The organism is Actinosynnema sp. NPDC053489, assembly GCF_044544865.1.
GTDB lineage: Bacteria > Actinomycetota > Actinomycetes > Mycobacteriales > Pseudonocardiaceae > Actinosynnema.
In genome coordinates this window covers 26219-46261 of record NZ_JBITXT010000017.1, presented here as the reverse complement: position 1 = coordinate 46261, position 20043 = coordinate 26219, and the positions used below count along the sequence as shown (strand labels likewise).

The following is a 20043-nucleotide window of genomic DNA, read 5'->3' as shown; positions in this document are numbered from 1 at the left end:
GTCGCGGTGTCCACGGCCGGGAGGGGCAGCGGCGACGATGCGCATCCGTTCCACGACCGAGGAGGACCTCGACGTCTTCCTCGACACGCTCCACACCGCGTTCGGGGTGTTCCGGGGAGCGCCGGACGAGGACGGCGGCGGGGTCTGGTGGGCGGCGATCGAGATGGACCGCAACCTGCTGGCCGTGGCGGACGACGGGCGGCCGGTCGGCACCGCGGCGGCGTACTCGTTCGAGCTGACCCTGCCCGGTCGGGTCGTCGTGCCGGCGGCCGGGGTGAGCGGCGTCGGCGTGGTGCCGTCGCACCGCCGCCGGGGCGTGCTCACGGCGATGATGCGCCGCCAACTGGCCGACTTCCGCGCCCGCGGCGAGTCCCTGGCCGTGCTGCTGGCCTCCGACGCGCTGATCTACCGCCGGTTCGGCTACGGCCCGGCGACGTACACGCAGCGGTTGACCGTGCCCCGGCACAAGGGCGACCTCGCCGTGCCCGGGGCGGCCGGTCCGGTCGAGGTGCTGCGCCGCGCCGACTGCGTCGACGTGCTGGAACAGGTCTACGACCGGTACCGCCGCGCGCTGCCCGGCGCGTTGGCCCGACCGCACCGCTGGTGGGCGCTGGGCGCGGGGAAGCCGCCGATCGCCCGGACGCCGCGCTACGTCGCCGTGCACCGCGACGCCGCCGGCGTGCCCGACGGGTACGCGAGCTACTCGATCGACTCGGGCACGTTGACCGTGGACGAGGTCGTCACCGCCGACGACGCCGGGTTCACCGCCCTGGCCCGCTTCGCCCTCGGCCACGACCTGGTCACCGAGGTGGTGTTCCAGCAGGTCCCGCCGGGCCACCCGCTGCGCTGGCAGCTCTCCGACTTCCGCGCGGCGGAGGTGGGCGACGACACCGACTGGCTGTGGGTGCGCCTGCTGGACGTCCCCCGCGCCCTGACGGCCCGCCACTGGTCCGCCGACGGCGAGCTGGTCCTGGACGTGGACGACCCGTTCCTCGGTGAACGCACCACCTACCTGCTGACCGTGCGCGACGGCCGGGCGGGGTGCGCCCCGACTGACCGCGCCCCGGACCTGTCCCTGCGCATCGACGACCTGGGCTCGCTCTACCTGGGGGGAACGGCGCCGAGCACCCTGGTCCGCGCGGGCCGCGTCACGGCGCACCACGGGACCGCCACGACCACCGCCGACGACCTCTTCCGCCCCGACCGCGCCCCGCACTGCCTCCAGTGGTTCTGAACGACTGCGCACCGTGACTAAGCTGGATCGGTGCGTAGCGAGGACGTGATCGCCGGTCGGTACCGGCTCGACGAGGTCGTGGGCACGGGCGGCATGGCGAGGTCTGGCGGGCCACCGACCTCGAACTGCGCCGGGTCGTCGCGCTCAAGCTGGCCACGACGGGGGACGGCGAGGCGACCCGCCGCGAGGCGCGGATCGGGGCGGGGCTGCACCACGCCAACGTGATCGCCGTCTTCGACACCGTCGTGGACGGCGGCAGGCGCTGGCTCGTCATGGAGTACCTGCCCGCGCGCAGCCTCGCCGAGATCTGCCGCACCGACGGCCCGATCGACCCCGACCTCGCCGCCCGCGTCGGCGCGCAGGTCGCCACCGCGCTGGCCGCCATGCACGCCAGGGGGATGGTGCACCGCGACATCACGCTCGCCAACGTCCTCGTCACCGCGGACGGCACGGCGAAGCTGGCCGACCTGGGCGTCGCGATGTGGGACGAGGTGACGCTGACCGGCAGCGCGAAGGACGCGGGCACCGCCGGTTACCTGGCGCCTGAGGTGCTGCGCGGCCACCGCGCCACCCCGGCGGCGGACGTGTACTCGCTCGGCGTGACGCTGTCGGCCGCGGCCGAGGGGCGGGTCGACAGGCGGTTGGCGGGCATCGTGGCCGCGATGACCGAGACCGACCCGGCGCGCAGGCCCGACGCGGGGAAGGTGGCCCGATTACTCGGCGCTCCCCGCGGGGTGTCGAAGCACGCGCTGACGACGGCGGTCGCGGCCGTGGCGCTGGTGGCCCTGCTCGGGGGCACGTTGTCCGGGTCCGGCGTCCCCTCCACCGGCGCGGCCCCGGGGTCGCAGTCCGGCCGGCTCCTGTACGGCATCGGCGACCAGATCGGCACGGCGCTGGAGTCGGAGTTCGTGCGGCAGGCCCCGGTCACGATGCTCACCACCAACTACCACAAGCCGAGCGACCTGCAGACGATGGCGGGGTGGCGGGACAGGGACGTGCCCGACGCCTACGCGCGGGGGTTCGCGCTGCACGTGATCGTGGCGGACTGGGAGATCGACGACCCCGAGGTGCCCGTCGAGAGCAGGTACGGCCCCGGCTGCGGGCGCCCCTACCCGTTGTCGCCCGCGTTCGGGGAGCACATGCGCGCGCTCGCGCGGATCTTCGCGGGCAAGGCCGACGACCCGCCCCTGTACGTCACGGTGTTCAACGAGGTGAACAAGATGGCGTGCGAGGACGGCGCGTACGGCGACAGCCCGGCTTACTACGAGGCGTTGCAGGACAGCTACCTCGACGTCCGGCGGATCATCAAGGAGACCGCCCCGAACGCCCGGGTGGCGATGGGCTGGGACGGCTACCAGGTCGAGGACGACGACCCCGAGGAGGGCGGCGGCCGGTCCATGTTCGCGCACTTCGAGCGCGCGCTGCGGGCGTCGGACTACCAGGCGGTGGTGATCAAGCAGCCGTACGGCAACGTCTTCCAGGTGCGGCAGAGCGTCCGCGTGCTCGGCGAGTACGGCAAGGTCATGGTGGCCGCCTACCTGGACACCACGGGCGAGGTGCTGGACCTGGACGTCCGGTTGCTGCTGACCGACGAGTCGATCGCCGAGCTCAACCGCCTCGGCCTGTTCGCGTGGAACTTCAACAACCAGCGCGAGCTGGAGGGCGACCGGGGCCCGACCCTCGACTACATCAAGACCGTGATCCGCCGCACGGGCCGCGCCCCGCGCTGACCGGTCCCGCGCCGACCGGTCCCGCGCCGACCGGGCCGCCTGCCCGGCCTGTCGGTGGGCTCCGCGACGGTGACCGGTCGCGACCCGCACCGCTCGCCCGTCCTCGACGTCCCGGGCGCGCCGGAGGAACCGTCGTAGGTCCGGGCCCGCGCCACCGGCACCGAGTCAAGCGGCGCGACGCGTGTCCGGGTTCGTCCCCCGCGCGCTGGACAACGTGTTGTGAACACCGCCCCGACCCGGCGACCATCACCGGGTGCGCGTGGCGGTGGTGGTGTTGGTGCTGCTGGGGATCGGCGGGGTCGTCGCCTGGCAGGTGGGCGACGCGCTGCGGGTGGACGTGCGGCCCGCCGACGTCCCGGTGGAACGGCCCGTCGCCGCCCCGCCGCGACCGCTCGCGCCGCCACCCGACTTCGCGTCGATCGGCACGTCCGACGAGCCGCCCGTGCGGTTGGCGGCGACCGCCGTGGCCGACGCCCTGGTGGACCGCGGGCGTCCCCGACCGGCCGTCGGCGCGTCGGGCGACCTGACCACCCGGCTGGACCCCGGGCTGCCACCGGAGGCGTACCGCGTCGACCCGGGCCCGGTCGTGGTCGGCGGCACCCCGAACGGCGTCGCGGCCGGCCTGCACGCCGTCGCCGACCGCATCCGCACCGGGCGCGAGGTGGTCGCCGACGGGCGGGTGGTCGCCCCTCGCCTGGGCCTGCGCCTGACCGACCTGGGCGCGGTGGGGCTGCCCGACGACCCGGCGCGGTTCGCGGGGGGCGACGACTACTCGCTGAACTCCGACGTCGTCGGGACGGCGGTCCTGCCGGAGGCCCCCTACGTCGACCGGGCCCGGGTCGAGGAGATCGCCGAGCAGTTCCGCGCGCTGGTGCGCCACGCGTCGGCCGACGGGTACAACGGCGTGGTCGTGCCCGGGTTCCTCGAGTACGTCACGTTCGACGGGCTGGGCGTCCACGGCGACGGCGACCCGCACCCCGACCGCGCGAGGGCGATGGTCGCGGCGTTCGGGCCGGTCTGGCGCCACGCCCACGACCTGGGCCTGAAGGTCTTCTTCGCCACCGACATGTTGGCCCTGTCACCCCCGCTCAAGGCGTACCTGGACCGCGAGGTCGGCGGCTTGGACACCACCGACGAGCGGCTGTGGCGGGTCTACCGGGCCGGGCTGGCCGAGCTGTTCGAGCGGTTGCCCTACGCCGACGGCATGATGATCCGCATCGGCGAGGGCGGCGCGGCCTACCGGTTCGCCGGCTGGGACTACACCTCCGAGATCGCGGTCACCACGCCCGATGCGGTGCGGGCCATGCTGCGGGCGTTCCTCGCCGCGGCGGCCGAGCACGGGCGCGAGATCGTCTTCCGCACGTGGAGCGTCGGCATCGGCGCGGTCGGCGACCTGCACACCAGCCGGGACGCCTACGACGAGGTGCTCGGCGACCTGCACGACGACCGCCTGATCGTCTCCACCAAGTACGCGCTCGGCGACTTCTACAGCCACCTGCCGCTCAACGACACCCTGCTGGTGGGGGAGCACCGGCGGATCGTGGAGTTCCAGTCGCGCCGGGAGTTCGAGGGCCTCGGGGCGCTGCCCGACGACCTCGGCGACCTGCACCGGCAGGCGCTGCGCGCGTTCCTGGCCAACCCGCGCGTCGAGGGGGTGTGGACCTGGCGGCAGGGCGGCGGGCCGCTGCTCGCCGGGCCCAGGACCCTGGACCTGCGGACCGGGTTCTGGCAGCTCTACGACCTCAACTCCGCCGTGACCGGCCGCCTGGCGCGGGACCCCGACCAGGACGCCGCCGAGGCCACGGCCGACTGGGTGCGCCGCACGTTCTCGCTCGACCCGGGAGTCGTGGACGCGGTGTGCCGGGCGCTGGCGCTGTCCCGCGCGGCGATCACCACCGGGCTGTACGTCGGCCCGTACGCCGACCACCGGGTGCGGGCGCTGGGGCTGGAACCGCCGCCCATGATGTGGATCTTCGAGTGGGACATCCCCACCGGTGACAGCGCCACGCTGGGCACGGTCTACGCCGTCGGCCGCGACCGGGTGGACGAGGCCGTCGCCGAGGGCGCCGAGGCCACCCGCACGGCGCGGCGGATGCGCGAGCTGGTCGCCGGGACGGATCCGGCCGGGTGGCGGGACCCGGCGCTGCGCGAGCGGTTCGTGGCCGCGCTCGACTACGAGGTGGACCTGTTCGGGGTGCTGGCCGAGTACCGGACCGCCGTGCTGCGGCACGTCCAGTGGTTGGACACCGGTGACGCCGGCGCGCGGGACGAGGCGGGGGCGGCGCGGACCCGGTACCGGGCGCTGCGCGCGGAGCACCTGGGCCGTTACGGCGGTGACCTGGCGCTGCCCGCCTACAACTTCACCGCCGCCGACCTCGGGCTGGCGCGGGCGGACCGCGACGCGGCGATGGCGTGGGCGGCGCGCGGTGCGCTGCTGGGGTTGGCGGTCGTGCTGCTCCTGGGGTGGCGCAGGCCGTGGGTCCGGGCGTTGGCGCGGCCGTGGCGGCGCGTCGAGGTGACCGGGGCGGGGCGGGTGCTGGTGTGGGCGGTGCCGGCGGTCGGCGTGGTGGTGAGCCGGGCGGTGCTGACGTGGTTCGCCGCGCCGGCGCACCTCGTGCCGGTGCTGGGTGCGTGGGCGTTGTTCGCGGCGGTGCTGTGGTGGACGGCCCGCGGCACGTCCGGGGTCGCGGCGGCGGTGGGCGCGGTGGCGTTGGCGCGCTCGGTGCTGCTGCTGGCGGTGCTGGCGATCCGGGGGCCCGGTCACTACTGGTTCGCCTTCTGGACCGAGCCGGTCGCCCGGTCGGTGTACATCGTGGTGGCGTTCGCCTTGTTCCTCGGCACCTTCGCACTCGTCCACGCGGTGTTGCGCGCGGACATGGGCCGTGCCGGCGCGGCGGGCCGCGTCCTGCTGGCGGCCGGGACGCCGCCGGCGGCCCTGGGCGCCCTGGTGGCGTGGACCGGCCTGGAAACCGCGCTGACCGCGTGGAACGACCAGCTGGCGCTGCTGCCGTGGGGCCTGTCCCGCATCCTCGGCATCACCGCGTACCTGGAGATCCCGACCTCCCTGCCGGTCGCGGTGCTGCTGGTGGGCGGTGCGACCGTGCTGCTGGGAGGCGCGCTGGTCCTGGTGTCCCGGACTCCCCGCGGCGAACGGTCGTAACGCGGTCCGGCCGGTGGTGGATAAGCCAGATCAATGATCACCGCTGTCGACCGGGCCGTTTTGTGAGGGGTGTTCGAGTGAGCGCAGCGACCGGTTACGACGCTTTCGTGTCGTACAGCCACGCGGCCGACAACCGGCTCGCGCCGGCCCTGCAACGGGCACTGCACCAGCTCGCCCGCCCGGCCGAACGGCGGTCCGCCCTCCGCGTGTTCCGGGACGGGACGAGCCTCGCGGCGAGCCCCGACCTGTGGGGGACGATCGAGGCCGCGCTCGCGCGGTCCCGGTACTTCGTGCTCCTGGCGTCACCGGAGGCCGCGCGGTCCCCGTGGGTGCTGCGGGAGGTGGAGTTCTGGCAGCAGCACCGGGAACGCGACACGTTCCTGATCGTCCTGACCGACGGCCGGATCGCCTGGGACCACGCCCGCGGCGACTTCGACTGGCAGCGCACCACCGCCCTGCCGTCGCGGTTGCGCGGCTGGTTCGCCCGCGAGCCCCTGTGGGTGGACCTGAGCTGGGCGCGCACCGAAACGCAGCTCTCGTTGCGGCACACCGGGTTCCGCAACGACGTCGGCACGATCGCCGCGGCGGTCCACGGCGTGCCCAAGGACGAGCTCGACAGCGAGGACGTCAGGCAGCAGCTCCGCCGCACGCGGGTCCGCCGCGGGGTCGTGGCGGCGCTGGCCCTCCTCACCGTCGCCGCGGTCGTCGGCGGGATCACCGCGTGGGTCCAGCGCGACAAGGCGCTGGACGAGGCGCGGGTGGCCCGGGCCCGCCAGCTCGCCGCGATCGCGGTGTCCGACATCGACAGCAGGCTCGACCTCGCGCAGCTCTACGCCGTGGCCGCGTACCGCATGAACCCGGACGCGCAGACGTCGTCGGCGCTGTTCCAGACCGTCACCGCGAGCCCGCACCTGGTCCGGGTCGTGCCGCTGGGCGTCCGCACGACGGCGTTGGCCGGCGCTCCGGGCGCACGGGTCGTGGCGATCGGCACGGCGACCGGCGAGCTGCTGCGGTGGGACCTGGGCACCGGCACCACGACCCGGGTCCGGCTCGGCGACACCGCGATCGCGGAGGTCGCCACGAACCTCGACGGGTCGAGGATCGCCGCCTCGGACGGCTCGCGCGTGTTCCTCTGGAACGGCGCGCCGGACGTGCCGCCGACCTCGCTGGAGGTCCGCCGCCCCGACTCCGGGCAGCAGGGCAGGTACCTCGCCGTCTCACCGTCCGGCGACACGGTCGCCGCCGTCGCCGGCCCGGCGTTCGACCACGCGAGGCTCGTCGTCCTGGACGGCGCGACCGGCCGCGAGCGGCGCGGCGCCGACGTGCCCGCGAGCTGGGCGGCGATCGGCCTGGCCGACGACACGACCCTCAACGCGGTCGACACCGGGATCGAGGCCACCCTGACCCGGGTGGACCTGCCCTCGATGAGGATCACCCCGGGAGGCGTGCCGCTCACCGTGCCCGGCGACGCCCACGCGTGCTGCGGGTACTCCGCCGACGCGAGCTTCACGGCCTGGGCCAAGCTGGGGGCCACGCACGTCGTGCCCGGCAACCCGGCCGACCCGTACTCCGGCGGCGACGAGTTCTACCCCGTGTCGACGCCGATCGCGGAACCGGACCGGTTCGCGGTCAGCCCGGACGGCGCCTCGGTCGCCGCCGCCGGCGGTGGCGCGCTGTACGCGGCCCGGTTCGACGGCAACTCGCCCGTTCCGCCGCGCCACCTGGTCGGCACCGGCAACGTCGACGCCGTCGCGTTCGTCGGCGGCGGCCGGGAGCTGGTCTCCGCCGGCGGCACGAGCCTGCACCACTGGGACCTCGCCCAGGTCTCGCGCGCCGTCGCCGGTCCGCCGGTGGACGCGACGTCCGCGCCCGAGTCCGGCGACCGGCCCCTCGTCGCCGTGTCGGCCGACGGCAAGCACCTCGCCGCGTCCGGCACCGGGACGGAGAACCTCGTGGTCACCGACTCCACCGCGCCGCGGCCGACCCGGGAGCAGGTCGCCAAACCGCTCGACGCGGGGTTACCCGTGTGGAGCGCGGACGGGACCCGACTGCTGCTTCTCGCACCGGACACCGCGGGCGCCGGCGCTTTCGAGCGCACCGCGGCGGGGTTCACGCGGGTGTGGGCCGAACCGAACCGGGGGACGCCGGTGGCCGCCCGCACATCGCCGGACGGGCAGCGGGTGGCGGTCGTGGGCGACCGCGGCGACGTCGAGGTGCGCGCGTTCGCCGACGGCGCGGTGCTGTCGACCGCGCCCGGTGGGACCGACGCCGGCGACGGACCGCCCCTCGCCGCCGCCATCAGCGCCGACCTGGCCCGCGTCGTCACCGTGCGGTCCGACGGGACCGCCTGGCTGACCGAGACCGCGACCGGCCGGCAGCACCGGCTGCCCGGCGGACCGGCCGTCGCGGTCGCCTACGCCGACGCCCACCTGCTCGTCGCACGCCCCGACCACGGCCTCGAAGTGCGCGACGTCGACGGGCAGCAGGTGCTGCGCACCCTCCCGGCGGACGCCGGCTACACCCCCGTCCTGGCCGCGATCCCGGGCGGCGGACTGGTCGCGCGCCTGACGTCGGCCGGGGTGGTGCGGCTGTGGCGGGTCGACACCGGGGACTTCGTGGGCTCCGTCACGGTGCCGGACAGCCGGACCGACCTGAACACGGCCCTCGTCGCCACCCCGGACGGCCGGGAGCTGGTCACGGTCACCGGCAACGGCTCGATCACCCGCTGGCGGCTCGACCCCGCCGCCTGGGTCCACGCGGCCTGCGCGGGCGCGGGCCGCGACCTGACGCCGGAGGAGTGGACCGGAGCGGTCGGCGGCACGGCCCCGGAGGACCTCGCCTGCGAGCGGTGACCGGTCAGCCCGACAGCCCGTCGGACCCCGGCCTCGGGTTGCCGGTGATGCGGTGCGCGCGCAGCGCGGCCCGGAACTCGTCGCGCTCGTGCGCCGCCACCAGGTCGGCGGCGACGTCGCGCAGCTTGCGGTTCGTGTTCTGGGACGCGGTGCGCAGGATCGTGAAGCTGCTGTCGGTGTCGCACGAGAAGTGGTGCATCAGCAGGCCCTGCGCCAGGCCGATGGTGTGGCGGGTGCCGATCGCGGTGGTCAGGTGGTCCACCATCTGCTTGCTGTGGTGCAGCACCTCGACGTTGTCCAGCGCCACGCCGGCGTGCAGGGCGATCAGCAGGATGATGTCGTAGGTGTGGTCGTTGAACCGGTGCGGCTGCCGCGACAGCAGCACGGCCGCCGCGGTGGGGTGGCGCTGGGTGGGCAGCGGCAGGGCCAGGCAGCTGCGGTGGCCGCGCACCGCCAGGCGTGACGCGAACAGGGGCCAGCGGCGGTCCTCGGCGGTGTCGCCCAGCCGGCGCGGTTCGCGGTAGCGCAGCACCTCGCGGATCGGGTCGCCGTCCTGCGCGGCCGGGTCGAGCGGCGGCGGCGCGGTGTGCGCCGTCACGTCGAAGCCGTCGTCGTGGCTCACCGCCAGGAACGCCAGGTCGCAGCCCGGGACGGCACGGACCAGGTGCTGGGCGAACCGGCGTCCGACGGCCTCGTGGTCCTCGTTCTCGACCAGCTTGGACATCTCGGCCAACTCGGAGGCCAGGCCCAGGACCGTGGCGTCCAGGTCGCGTGTCATCGATGCACCCCTTGAGGCCGTGCTCCGCGCTACGGCCGCGAAACCGGCGTCGGAGGTGGGAAGCGGGATGCTGCGCTGTTGAACACCCACCAGTCCGCCAAAGATAGCGCACGCACGTCACCCGGTTGGCGGCGTGGGTGCGCGGGGAAGCGCCGTGTCGGTGGCACCGGCCGGGTCGAAACCGGGTGCGGGCCGTCACCCGGTGGTGTCTGATGGGGGCGTGACGATCGTGCCGGGCCGGCCGGGGGTGGACGCGGCCGTCGCCGTGCTGCGGGGGTGGCGGCACGACGATACGTCGGTGCGGCTGCACCCCGGTGACCTGGGCTGGTTCCGGCGGTTCGGCGCGGAGGCGGCCGACGCGGCGGTGCGGACCTGGAGCCGGGGTGACCGGGTGCTCGCGGTCGGGCTGCTGGACGGCCCCGACCTGCTGCGGTTGGCGATCGCGCCGGGCCACGACCGGGACGGCGGGTTGGCGCGCCGGCTGGTCGAGGACCTCCGCGATCCCGGGCGTGGCGTGCTGCCCGACGGCCCGGTCTCGGTCGAGGCCCCGGCGGGCGCGCTGGTGCGCGACCTGACGGCCGGGGAGGGTTGGCGCGAGGGGGAGTCGTGGACACCGCTGCGCCGCGACCTCGCCGGACCGGTGGCCGACCCCGGCGTGCGGGTCGAGGTGGTCGGGCCGGAGCGGGCGCACGTGCGGGCCGCCGTGCAGCGGGCGTCGTTCGACGGTTCGACGTTCGACGTGGCGCGGTGGCGCGCGATGGCGGCCGGGCCCGCGTACGCCGACGCGCGGTGCCTCGTCGCGCTGGACGAGCGGGGCGTCGCGGTGGCGGCGGTCACGGTGTGGTCGGCCGGTCCGGGCAGGCCCGGGCTGCTGGAGCCGCTGGGCGTGCACCGGGAGCACCGCGGGCGCGGGCACGGCAGGGCGATCGCCCTCGCCGCTGCCGCCGCGCTGCGCGAGCTGGGTTCGTCGAGCGCGGTCGTCCGCACCCCGAGCGCCAACGCGGCGGCCGTGGCGACCTACGGGTCGGCGGGCTTCCGGCGGCTGGGCGAGGAGCGCGACCTCACCCGGTGAATCCTTTGTGGACTCCGCAGGCTCCCCGGACTTCGCGGACCGATCGGTCGCAGCTCGGGCAATGCGTTCCGGTAGAACGGTTCGCTGGTCCATTCGCGGTAATCCGAATGGGCTGATATCTCGCTTTTGTGACAGACTGCACAGACTGTTATGTCCTTTTCTGGACTGTTCGAGTGAATTGTGACCCTCACGGAGGTAAATCGAAAGGGTGAAGGATGGTGCGGTCCTGCCGGGCGGGTCGATCCGCCCGGTTCCGGTTCCCGAAGGGCTGCACCACGTGGCAAGAAGAGGCATTGCTGCCGTAGCCGTCCCCGTCCTCCTCAGCGCGATGCTGACCGCCGGCGCCGCACCGGCCAGGTCGCAGGTCCCGCTGCAGAGCCCGATCGACATCACGCCGTCGGCGATCCGCGTCGACCCGCACCTGCCCCGGCTGGAGATCTCCTACGGCCACCACGTCGGTGGCGACCTGCACTACGTCCGCAAGGACGCCGCCGCGACCGACGGCTGCGCCGTGCGCGACCACGAGGAGACCGAGGAGTTCGAGGTCGACCCCGGTGCCGGCCACGTGACGCTCTCCGGTGTCCGGTACGACCTCGTGCAGTTCCACTTCCACACCCCCTCGGAGCACCGGTTCGCCGGCCACGCCGACCCGCTGGAGATGCACCTGGTGCACCGCGGCGCCGCCGGCGCCCTGCTGGTGATCGGCGTCCCGCTGCGCGTCGGCGCTCCGTCCACAGTGGACCGGGTGCTGGCACACCTCGCGCCCGAGTGCGGCGAGGAGGTGCACGTCGGCGACCTCGACCTGAACAGCCTGCTGCCGGTCGACCGTGCCACCGCCCGCTACACGGGCTCGCTCACCACCGCGCCGTTCACCGAGGGCGTGCGGTGGTTCGTGATGGGGGAGAAGACGGTCGCGCAGGCCACCGTGTCCCGCTTCCAAGGCCTGTTCCAGGGCGGCAACGCCCGTCCGGTGCAGCCGCTGAACGGCCGCACGGTCCAGGTCGAACCGCCCCACCTCTGACCGGCCGGGTGGGACGGGGAACACCCCCGCCCCACCCGCCGCCGACCCCGCACAATGCCTTGTACGCCAAGTGATCATGCGGTAACGATGGGTGCATGGAACCCTACGTGCTCGACCCCGCGGGCCGGGACATCCAGGCGGAGGCGGCGGCGTTGCGGGATGCCGGGCCCGCGGCCCGCGTCGTGCTCCCCGGCGGGGTGGAGGTGTGGTCGGTCGGCGACCTCGACCTGTTGCGCCGCCTGCTCGCCGACCCCCGCGTGTCCAAGGACGCCCGCCGGCACTGGCCCGCGATGGCGGGCATCGGCGAGGACTGGCCGCTGTACCTCTGGGTCGCCGCGCGCAACATGTTCACCGCCTACGGCACGGAGCACCGCAGGCTGCGCACCCTCGTCTCGAAGGGCTTCACGGCCCGGCGCACCGAGGCGTTGCGCCCGCAGGTGCGGCAGATCGCGGCCGACCTGGTCGACCGGCTCGCCGCCGGGCCCGACGTGGTCGACGTGCGCGCCGGCTTCGCCTACCCGCTGCCGATCGAGGTGATCTGCCGGCTGATGGGCGTGCCCGACGACGTCCGCCCCGAGCTGCGCCGGATCGTGGACAGCCTCTTCGACACCACGACCACCCCCGAGGAGGCGATCGCCAACCAGCGCCTGCTCTACGAGATCCTGCACGGCCTGGTCGCCGCCAAGCGCGCGACCCCGGGCGACGACCTGACCAGCGGCCTGATCGCCGCCCGCGACGAGGGCGACGCCGGCCTGACCGAGGCCGAGCTGGTCGACACGCTGATCGTGATGATCGCCGCCGGCCACGAGACCACCGTCAACCTCCTCGACCAGGCCATCACCGCCCTGCTCACCCACCCGGACCAGCTCCGCCTGGTCACCTCCGGCGAACGCGGCTGGTCCGACGTCATCGAGGAGACCCTGCGCTGGCAGGCCCCGGTGGCCCACCTGCCGCTGCGCTACGCCGTCGAGGACCTCGAGGTCGGCGGCGTCACGATCCGCCGGGGCGAGGCGATCCTGGCCGGGTACGCCGCCGCGGGCCGCGACCCGGCGCACCACGGCGAGACGGCCGACCGGTTCGACGTCACCCGCCCGGACAAGACGCACCTGTCGTTCGGCCACGGCGCGCACCACTGCCTCGGCGCGCCGCTGGCCCGCATCGAGGCCGAGGTGGCGCTGCCCGCGTTGTTCGACCGCTTCCCGGACCTGGCGCTCGCCGTGCCCGCGGCGGAGTTGCGGCCGGTGCCGTCGTTCATCTCCAACGGCCACCGCACCCTGCCGGTCAGGCTGCGGTAGCCAGCCCGTCGTAGGCCGCCAGCACCAGCGACAGCCCGCGGTTGTCGCCCAACGTGGTCCGCGCCATCCGGTTCATGACGTACGCGACCGTCATCCGGGCGTGCAGGTCCACCACGACCAGGGAGCCGCCCCACCCGCCCCACGAGCACGTCCGCCCCTCGATCCGGTAGCCCAGCCCGTAGCGCACCGGTACGCGCAGGTAGTGGTCCACGCCCCGGAACTGCTCCTCCAGCACGCGGGCGCACCCGGCCTCCGACAGCAGCCGCACCCCGCCCACCTCGCCGCCGCACGCCAGCACCGACTGCGCCAACGCCACCGACCGCGCGTTGCCGTGCCCGCCCGCCGACGGGATCTCCGCGCGCCGCCACGCCTCGCCGTTCGCGTCCTCGGCCACGATCGCGGGGTTCGGCTCCTCGCCGGGCATCCCCGGCGCCGCGCCGCCCGGTGGCGGGATCACCGGCGCGACGCGGTGGTCGTGCTCGGCGGGCAGGCCGATGTGGAAGTCCGCGCCCAGCGGCCCGGCGACCTCCTCGGCGAAGAACGCGCCCAGGCTGCGGCCGGTGATCCGGCGGACCACCTCGCCGACCAGGAAGCCCTGCGACAGCGGGTGGTAGCAGCCGACCGCGCCCGGCTCCCACCGGGCGGGCTGCGCCGCGAGCCGGGCCGCCGCGTCGTCCCAGTCGAACAGCTCCGGGACGGTGATCGGCTCGGCCCACGTCGGCAGGCCCGCGGTGTGGCCGAGCACGTGCCGCACGAGCACCCCGCCCTTGCCCGCCGCGGCGAACTCCGGCCAGTACTCGGCGACCGGCGCGGACACGTCGAGGTCGCCGCGGTCGGCGAGGATCAACGCGCACAGCGCCGCCATCGTCTTGGTGGTCGACCAGACGTTGACGATCGTGTCGCGCTCCCACGGCCTGGTGCGGGCCGCGTCGGCGTGACCGCCCCAGAGGTCGACCACGGGCACGCCGTCCACGAACACCGCGACCGACGCGCCGACGTCATCGCGGTCCAACGAGGCCGCGAAGGTGTCGCGCACCCCGCGGAACCGCTCGTCACAGGTGCCACGGATCTCCGCCACCGGTGGAACGTAACGCGATCGGCCGGCGCGGGGCGACCTCGATCTTGCCGTCCTGGCCCGCTTTCCCCCCGCCACACGGCTTCGTCGGGCGCGCCGGTCCCGCCGGGTGGAGTGGCGCGGTGCGCTGTTCGGCGCAACCTCCCGCCGCCGCCGCGCGATGCCCCCTGAGGTGAACTTATCGTCGCCCCATGAGCCCCGCTTTCCCCCGCCGCGGCTTCCTCGCCGCCGCCGCCTGGTTACCCGTGGGCGTGCTCCTGCCGGGCCAGGTGTCCGCCGAACCGCCACCGGCGTTCCCCCCGACCGTCGACCTGTACCGGCAGTCCTACCGGAACTGGGCCGGCGAGATCCGCACCGACGACCTGTGGACCTGCGCCCCGCGCACCCCGGCCGACGTCGTCCTCCTCGCGAACTGGGCCCACGCCCAGGGCTTCACCCTGCGACCACGGGGTTTCCGGCACGGCTGGGCCCCGCTCACCGTCACGCCGGGCACCACCGACGCCGACCGGGTCGTGCTGGTCGACACCACCCGCCACCTCACGGCCATGACCCTCCTGCCGAACGCGGTCCGCACCCAGACCGGCGCGTCGATGGAGGACCTGTTGACCTTCCTGGAGGACGCGGGCCTCGGCGTCACCAACAGCCCCGCGCCCGGTGACCTGACCGTCGGCGGCGTGCTCGCCATCAACGGCCACGGCACGTCGGTCCCGGCCGCCGGCGAGACCAGGCCCGCCGGCCACACCTACGGCTCGCTCGGCAACCTGGTCGTGTCGCTGACCGCCGTGGTGTGGGACGGCGGCGAGTACCGGTTGCGCACCTTCGGCCGCGACGAGCCCGAGTGCGCCGCCCTGCTGACCCACGTGGGCCGCGCGTTCGTCACCGAGGTCACCCTGCGCGTCGGCGCGAACCAGAACCTGCGCTGCGTCAGCCGCACCGACATCCCGGTCTCCGAGCTGTTCGCCCCGCCCGGCAGCGGCGCGACCCGGACGCTCGCGAGCTTCCTCGACCAGGCGGGCCGGGTCGAGGCCATCTGGTTCGCCTTCACCGACCACCCGTGGCTCAAGACGTGGAGCGTCGCGCCGACCAAGCCGGCCACCTCGCGGCACGTCGTCACGCCCTACAACTACGTCTTCTCCGACAACGTGCCCGAGCCGGTGTCCGACCTGGCCGACCTGCTGATCACCGGCGCGTGGGCGCTGACGCCGACGTTCGGCCAGTTGCAGTACACCACCGCGGCCACCGCGCTGACCGCGACGCTGACCGCGGACCTGTGGGGCGCGTCGAAGAACCTGCTGCTCTACGTCAAGCCGACGACCCTGCGCGAGACGGCCAACGGGTACGCGGTGCTGACCAGCCGCGCCGAGGTGCAGGGCGTGGTCAGCGACTTCGCCGCGTTCTACCAGGCGCTGCTGACGTCCTACCAGGCCCGCGGCCTGTACCCGGTCACCGGCCAGGTGGAGATCCGCGTCAGCGGCCTGGACGACCCCGCGCACGTGGGCGTGCCCGGCGCGCAGGCGCCCGCGCTGTCGGCCCTGCGCCCGCGCGAGGACCACCCGGAGTGGGACGTCGCGGTGTGGTTCGACGTGCTCACGTTCCCGACCGCCCCCGGCGCGGCGGCGTTCTACCGCGAGCTGGAGCAGTTCTTCTTCACCCACTACAGCGGCGCGCGGGCCACCACCCGGGCCGAGTGGTCCAAGGGCTGGGCGTACACCGACCAGGCGGCCTGGGCGGACCACACCGTGCTCACCGCCACCGTCCCCGACAGCTACCGGCAGGGCCCGAACCCGACCTGGGACGCCGCCCGCGCCACCCTGAACGCGTTCGACCCGCACCGCGTGTTCAGCAACCCGTTCCTGGACGTCCTGCTGCCGTGAGGCCCCGCGGTCCCGTGCCCGCGCACCGGGCACGGGACCGCGCGGCGGCTCAGCCGAGGGCGAAGCTCGGGTGCGGCGGCTGGTTGTAGGCGGTGTTCTGCCACGCCACGGCCACCCGGTACTGGCGGTCCTGCATCAACGACGGCCGGGAGATGGCGGTGGGGTCGGTGGTCGCGTAGATGCGCAGCCTGGTGTTGTCCGACGTGCGCCAGACGACCTCCTCGCGCCAGTCGCCGAGGATGTCGGCCGACAGCGCGGGCGTGGACTTGGTGCCGTTGTTGGACGCCACGCCCGATCCGGTGAGCAGCCGCGTGTCACCGCCGGTGCCGTACTTGTCGATGTGCGTGCCGTCGAGCAGCTCCCGCTGCGCGTCACCGTCCCACCAGATCACGAAGTTCGCCGACGACGGGACGCGGCCCACGCTGCCGCCGGAGGCGTTGAGCAGGCTCGACGGCGCGCCGCCGCCGGTGGCCCAGAACTCCGCGCCCGGGTTGCCCGCGTAGATGTCGGCCGCGACACCGCGGCCGGGCCCCTCGCCGCCGGTGTTGTTCGGCTTGGAGAAGATGATCGCGCCCGTCCTGGCGTCGTGCAGCTCGAACCCCGTGGTGCCGCTCTCGTGGATGTCGAACACCTCCAGGCCGGACCGGCCCGGCACGAAGTCGCCGACGTGCAGCGCGTCGCCGTGCCCGAGCCGGGTGGTGTAGAGCCCGGCCCCGTTGTCGTCCACGGTCATCGCGCCGTAGATGATCTCGTCCCGGCCGTCGGCGTCGACGTCGGCCACCGACAGGTTGTGGTTGCCCTGACCCGCCCACGCCGAGCCGTTGGTGGAGCTGTTGCTGTCGAACGTCCACCGCCGGGTGAGCTGCCCGTTGCGCCAGTCCCACGCGCTGATGACCGACCGCGTGTAGTAACCGCGCGCCATGATGATGCTGGGCCGCGAGCCGTCCACGTACGCCGTGCCGGCCAGGAACCGGTCCACCCGGTTGCCGTAGGAGTCGCCCCAGCTCGAGACGGTCCCGCGCGGCGGCACGAAGTCCGCCGACGCGAGCAGCGCGCCGTCGGAGCCCCGGAACACCGAGAGGTACTCCGGTCCGCTCAGCACGTAGCCCGACGAGTTGCGGTGGTCGGCGCTCGCGTTCCCGATCACCTGCCCGGTGCCCGACCGCGTGCCGTCGGCGGTCTTCACGACGACCTCGGCCCGGCCGTCGCCGTCGTAGTCGAAGACCTGGAACTGCGTGTAGTGCGCGCCGGCGCGGATGTTGCGACCCAGGTCGATGCGCCACAGCCGGGTGCCGTCGAGCCGGTAGGCGTCGAGGTAGACGGTCCCGGTGTAGCCGGACTGGGAGTTGTCCTTGGCGTTGGACGGGTCCCACTTCAGCACGAATTCGTACTGGCCGTCGCCGTCGAGGTCGCCGACGCTCGCGTCGTTGGCGCTGTAGGTGTAGCTCTCCCCGGACGGCGTCGTGCCGCCCGGCGGGATCTGGAGCGGGACGTCCCGCGTGCTCGCCGCGACGCCGACGTCACCCGACGCCGCGGTGAACCGCAGCGCGGGGTCATCGGCGGTCGCGCCGACCCGCTCCACCCCGCCGACGACCGGGCGCACGACGTAGCGGGCGGTCGGGGACGCGCCCCTGTCGACGTAGTTGGACGAGCCCGTGATCGGGGTCGCGTTGACCTTCACCCCGTCGCGGTAGAGGTTGAAGGCGGTGCCCGGCGCGTCGTCCACCAGGACGCGCCAGCCGACGTAGTTGCCGGTGCCGGTGTGCACGGCGACCAGGCCCCGGTCCAGGTGCTCGACCAGGGGGTCGGTCGCCGAGGTCGCGGCCGGGGCGGTGAGGGCGGCCGACGTCGTCACCGACGCCGCCACGAGCACGATCGCGGCCAACCCGCGACCGACGGTTCCTGCGCGCACGCTACCTCCACATGTGCGAGAACGACGTTGTCTTCGAACACGTTCGGCGGCGGGAGCACTCGGGCCGCGACGGTGCGTGACGGCCTGGTTGGCGACCGTACCCAGCGGACCGGTCGGGCGCAATGGTCTGAAACGTATCAGTGCGTGCGGGCATTGGACGGCCAGTCAAGGGGAGCGGTAGTCACCGCGTAAGGTGAACCGTTTCATTCGACCTCGGCCCCACCACGTCACCACGGCGAGACCCCGGTCCGCGGCCTCCTCGTGGAAGTCCCGCGCGACGGCGTGCTGCCCGGCGGGCAACTCGGCGAGGTCGCCCGTCACGTCGCGCACCGCGGTGCCCAGCGCGTCCGCCGCGCGCTCGCGGTCCGCGGGCACGATGGCGCGCACGTCGTCGGAGGTCACCCGGCGCAACGCCCGGGGGACCTCCGCGACCCCGAGGGGTTCCAGCGCGGTGACGGGGTGGTCGAAGATCGCGCCGGGGTGGTCCCGGTAGGCCGGACCTCCTCGGCGCCGTCGAACGCGCGGCGCGGCACGGCCGGGGTCGCGGTGTCGGCGCGGGTCGGCGCCCAGGCCCGGCGCAGCGGGCCGGGCCACCGGTCCGGGTCCCGGTGGTCCACCGGGGCTGCCGCCCGGAAGGGGCAGAGCTCGTGCGGTTCCGCCGCCGAGCGGCGGCAGGCCGCCAGGTGCGGGGCGGGGATGCGGACGAGCTGCCGGGTGACGGCCACGCGGTGCAGAGTGTCCGGTGTGGACCCGCGGCGCCGGCCCGGTCCTCCGCTCAGGAAACGGCTTCCAGCGGCAGGCCGCCGTTGCCGCGCCAGGTGGCCGCCAGCTCCTCGATCGGCACGCCGAGCGCCTCGCCGAGGCACACGACGGTGCCGAACCCGGGCGAGGGCAGCCGGCCCGTCTCGATCTTGCGCAGGGTCTCCGGCGAGATGCCGGCCGCGTGCGCGACGGCCGCCAGGTCGCGGCCCGCCCGCGCGCGGCGCAGCACGACGCCCAACCGCCTGCCTGCTTCGACCTGCTCGGGGGTGAGCGGTTGACGGACCATGCGCCCAGGATAGGGCTGGTATTACTGTACCGGCAAGTGCTAGGGTTTCGGTATAACTATACCGCTACCGGGGGACGCGAGGTTCTCGTGATCGAACTGAAGACGCCCGACGAGGTCCGGCGCATGCACGTGGCCGGGCAGTTCGTGGCCGAGGTGCTGTCCGAGGTCGGCCGCCTCGCCGAGGTGGGCGTCAACCTGCTGGACCTGGAGCACCACGTGCGCGGCATGATCGCGCGGCGCGGCGCGGAGTCGTGCTACTGGGACTACGCGCCGTCCTTCGGCCGCGGCCCGTTCCGCAACGTCATCTGCCTGTCGGTCAACGACGCCGTCCTGCACGGCCTGCCCCACGACTACGTGCTGCGCGACGGGGACGTGCTCAGCGCGGACCTGGCGGTCGGCATCGACGGCTGGGTGGCGGACTCGGCCCGCACGGTCATCGTCGGCGACGCGGCCCGCGAGGAGGACGCGCGGATCATCCGCGCCACCGAGGAGGCGCTGGAGGCGGCGATCGCGGTAGCCCGCCCGGGCAACCGGCTCGGCGACATCTCGGCGGCCGTCTGGGCGGTCGCCCGCGAGTACGGCTACCCGGTGAACACCGAGTTCGGCGGTCACGGCATCGGCCGCACCATGCACGAGGACCTGCACGTGCCCAACAAGGGCCGGTCGGGGCGCGGCCTGGAGCTGCGGCCGGGGCTGACGCTCGCGATCGAGCCCTGGTTCACCCAGACGACCGACCGGATCGCCTACGACCCCGACGGCTGGACCATCCGGTCCGCCGACGGCTCGCGCACCGCCCACTCCGAGCACACGATCGCCGTCACCGACGACGAGCCGCTGGTGCTGACCCGGCGCGACGGCGAGCGCTGAACCCGGTCACAAGCCGCCGCCCCACCGCGCGAGGGCGACGAGGACCACCGCGAGGAGCACCACGACGACCACGATGAACGCGTACGCGTAGTCGCCGCCGCGCCGACCAGGTCGGCGAACCACCC

13 protein-coding genes and 1 pseudogene are annotated in these 20043 nt (G+C 74.5%); 9 read left to right on the top strand and 5 right to left on the bottom strand.

Annotated features, from left to right (window positions below):
* Positions 1-37 precede the first annotated feature (37 nt).
* From ACIGNX_RS30265 to ACIGNX_RS30250, 4 genes and pseudogenes are all read left to right on the top strand, one after another.
* Positions 38-1234: a GNAT family N-acetyltransferase gene (locus ACIGNX_RS30265; RefSeq protein ID WP_396544232.1), complete on the top strand. Its 1197-nt coding sequence runs from the start codon at positions 38-40 to the stop codon at positions 1232-1234.
* Between the two features lie 89 nt (positions 1235-1323).
* A pseudogene (locus ACIGNX_RS30260) lies at positions 1324-2964 on the top strand (serine/threonine-protein kinase); the annotation flags it as partial.
* Positions 2965-3217: 253 nt separating this feature from the next.
* Entirely contained in the window at positions 3218-6124 is a 2907-nt protein-coding gene (locus ACIGNX_RS30255; RefSeq protein WP_396544231.1) for a hypothetical protein, read from the top strand.
* Between the two features lie 77 nt (positions 6125-6201).
* Entirely contained in the window at positions 6202-8976 is a 2775-nt protein-coding gene (locus ACIGNX_RS30250) for a TIR domain-containing protein (RefSeq protein WP_396544230.1), read from the top strand.
* A gap of 4 nt (positions 8977-8980) precedes the next feature.
* Here ACIGNX_RS30250 and ACIGNX_RS30245 read toward each other — a convergent pair whose 3' ends face one another.
* A complete protein-coding gene (locus tag ACIGNX_RS30245) occupies positions 8981-9754 on the bottom strand; it encodes a GAF and ANTAR domain-containing protein (RefSeq protein ID WP_396544229.1) in 774 nt (257 codons plus the stop codon).
* A gap of 220 nt (positions 9755-9974) precedes the next feature.
* Here ACIGNX_RS30245 and ACIGNX_RS30240 point away from each other — a divergent pair, with 220 nt between their 5' ends.
* The 3 genes from ACIGNX_RS30240 to ACIGNX_RS30230 all read left to right on the top strand — a co-directional run bounded on the left by ACIGNX_RS30240 (position 9975) and on the right by ACIGNX_RS30230 (position 13142).
* Positions 9975-10826 carry a GNAT family N-acetyltransferase gene (locus tag ACIGNX_RS30240; RefSeq protein ID WP_396544228.1) on the top strand — a complete coding sequence of 284 codons (852 nt, stop codon included), beginning with the start codon at positions 9975-9977 and terminating at the stop codon, positions 10824-10826.
* Positions 10827-11154: 328 nt separating this feature from the next.
* Positions 11155-11847 (top strand): carbonic anhydrase family protein, encoded by a 693-nt coding sequence (locus ACIGNX_RS30235; RefSeq protein ID WP_396544227.1) that lies wholly within the window; start codon positions 11155-11157, stop codon positions 11845-11847.
* A 95-nt stretch (positions 11848-11942) separates the two neighbouring features.
* Complete coding sequence (locus ACIGNX_RS30230) at positions 11943-13142, top strand: cytochrome P450 (RefSeq protein WP_396544226.1); 1200 nt, start codon at positions 11943-11945, stop codon at positions 13140-13142.
* Here the strand turns inward: ACIGNX_RS30230 and ACIGNX_RS30225 are convergent.
* Entirely contained in the window at positions 13129-14220 is a 1092-nt protein-coding gene (locus ACIGNX_RS30225; RefSeq protein ID WP_396544225.1) for a serine hydrolase domain-containing protein, read from the bottom strand. The two genes, ACIGNX_RS30230 and ACIGNX_RS30225, sit on opposite strands and share 14 nt — an antisense overlap.
* A 188-nt stretch (positions 14221-14408) precedes the next feature.
* On the opposite strand from ACIGNX_RS30225, the gene ACIGNX_RS30220 reads away from it, so the two are divergent.
* Complete coding sequence (locus tag ACIGNX_RS30220) at positions 14409-16091, top strand: cholesterol oxidase substrate-binding domain-containing protein (RefSeq protein WP_396544224.1); 1683 nt, start codon at positions 14409-14411, stop codon at positions 16089-16091.
* Between the two features lie 49 nt (positions 16092-16140).
* On the opposite strand, the gene ACIGNX_RS30215 is transcribed toward ACIGNX_RS30220, so the two are convergent.
* The 3 genes from ACIGNX_RS30215 to ACIGNX_RS30205 all read right to left on the bottom strand — a co-directional run bounded on the left by ACIGNX_RS30215 (position 16141) and on the right by ACIGNX_RS30205 (position 19051).
* On the bottom strand, positions 16141-18003 hold the full coding sequence (locus tag ACIGNX_RS30215; protein ID WP_396544223.1) for a rhamnogalacturonan lyase: 1863 nt from the start codon (positions 18001-18003) through the stop codon (positions 16141-16143).
* A 165-nt stretch (positions 18004-18168) separates the two neighbouring features.
* Positions 18169-18597: a hypothetical protein gene (locus ACIGNX_RS30210; RefSeq protein WP_396544222.1), complete on the bottom strand. Its 429-nt coding sequence runs from the start codon at positions 18595-18597 to the stop codon at positions 18169-18171.
* 181 nt (positions 18598-18778) lie between these two features.
* Positions 18779-19051, bottom strand: a complete 273-nt coding sequence (locus tag ACIGNX_RS30205) for a helix-turn-helix domain-containing protein (RefSeq protein ID WP_396544221.1) — start codon at positions 19049-19051, stop codon at positions 18779-18781.
* A gap of 87 nt (positions 19052-19138) precedes the next feature.
* On the opposite strand from ACIGNX_RS30205, the gene map reads away from it, so the two are divergent.
* Complete coding sequence (gene map / locus ACIGNX_RS30200) at positions 19139-19918, top strand: type I methionyl aminopeptidase (protein ID WP_396544220.1); 780 nt, start codon at positions 19139-19141, stop codon at positions 19916-19918.
* Positions 19919-20043 lie beyond the last annotated feature (125 nt).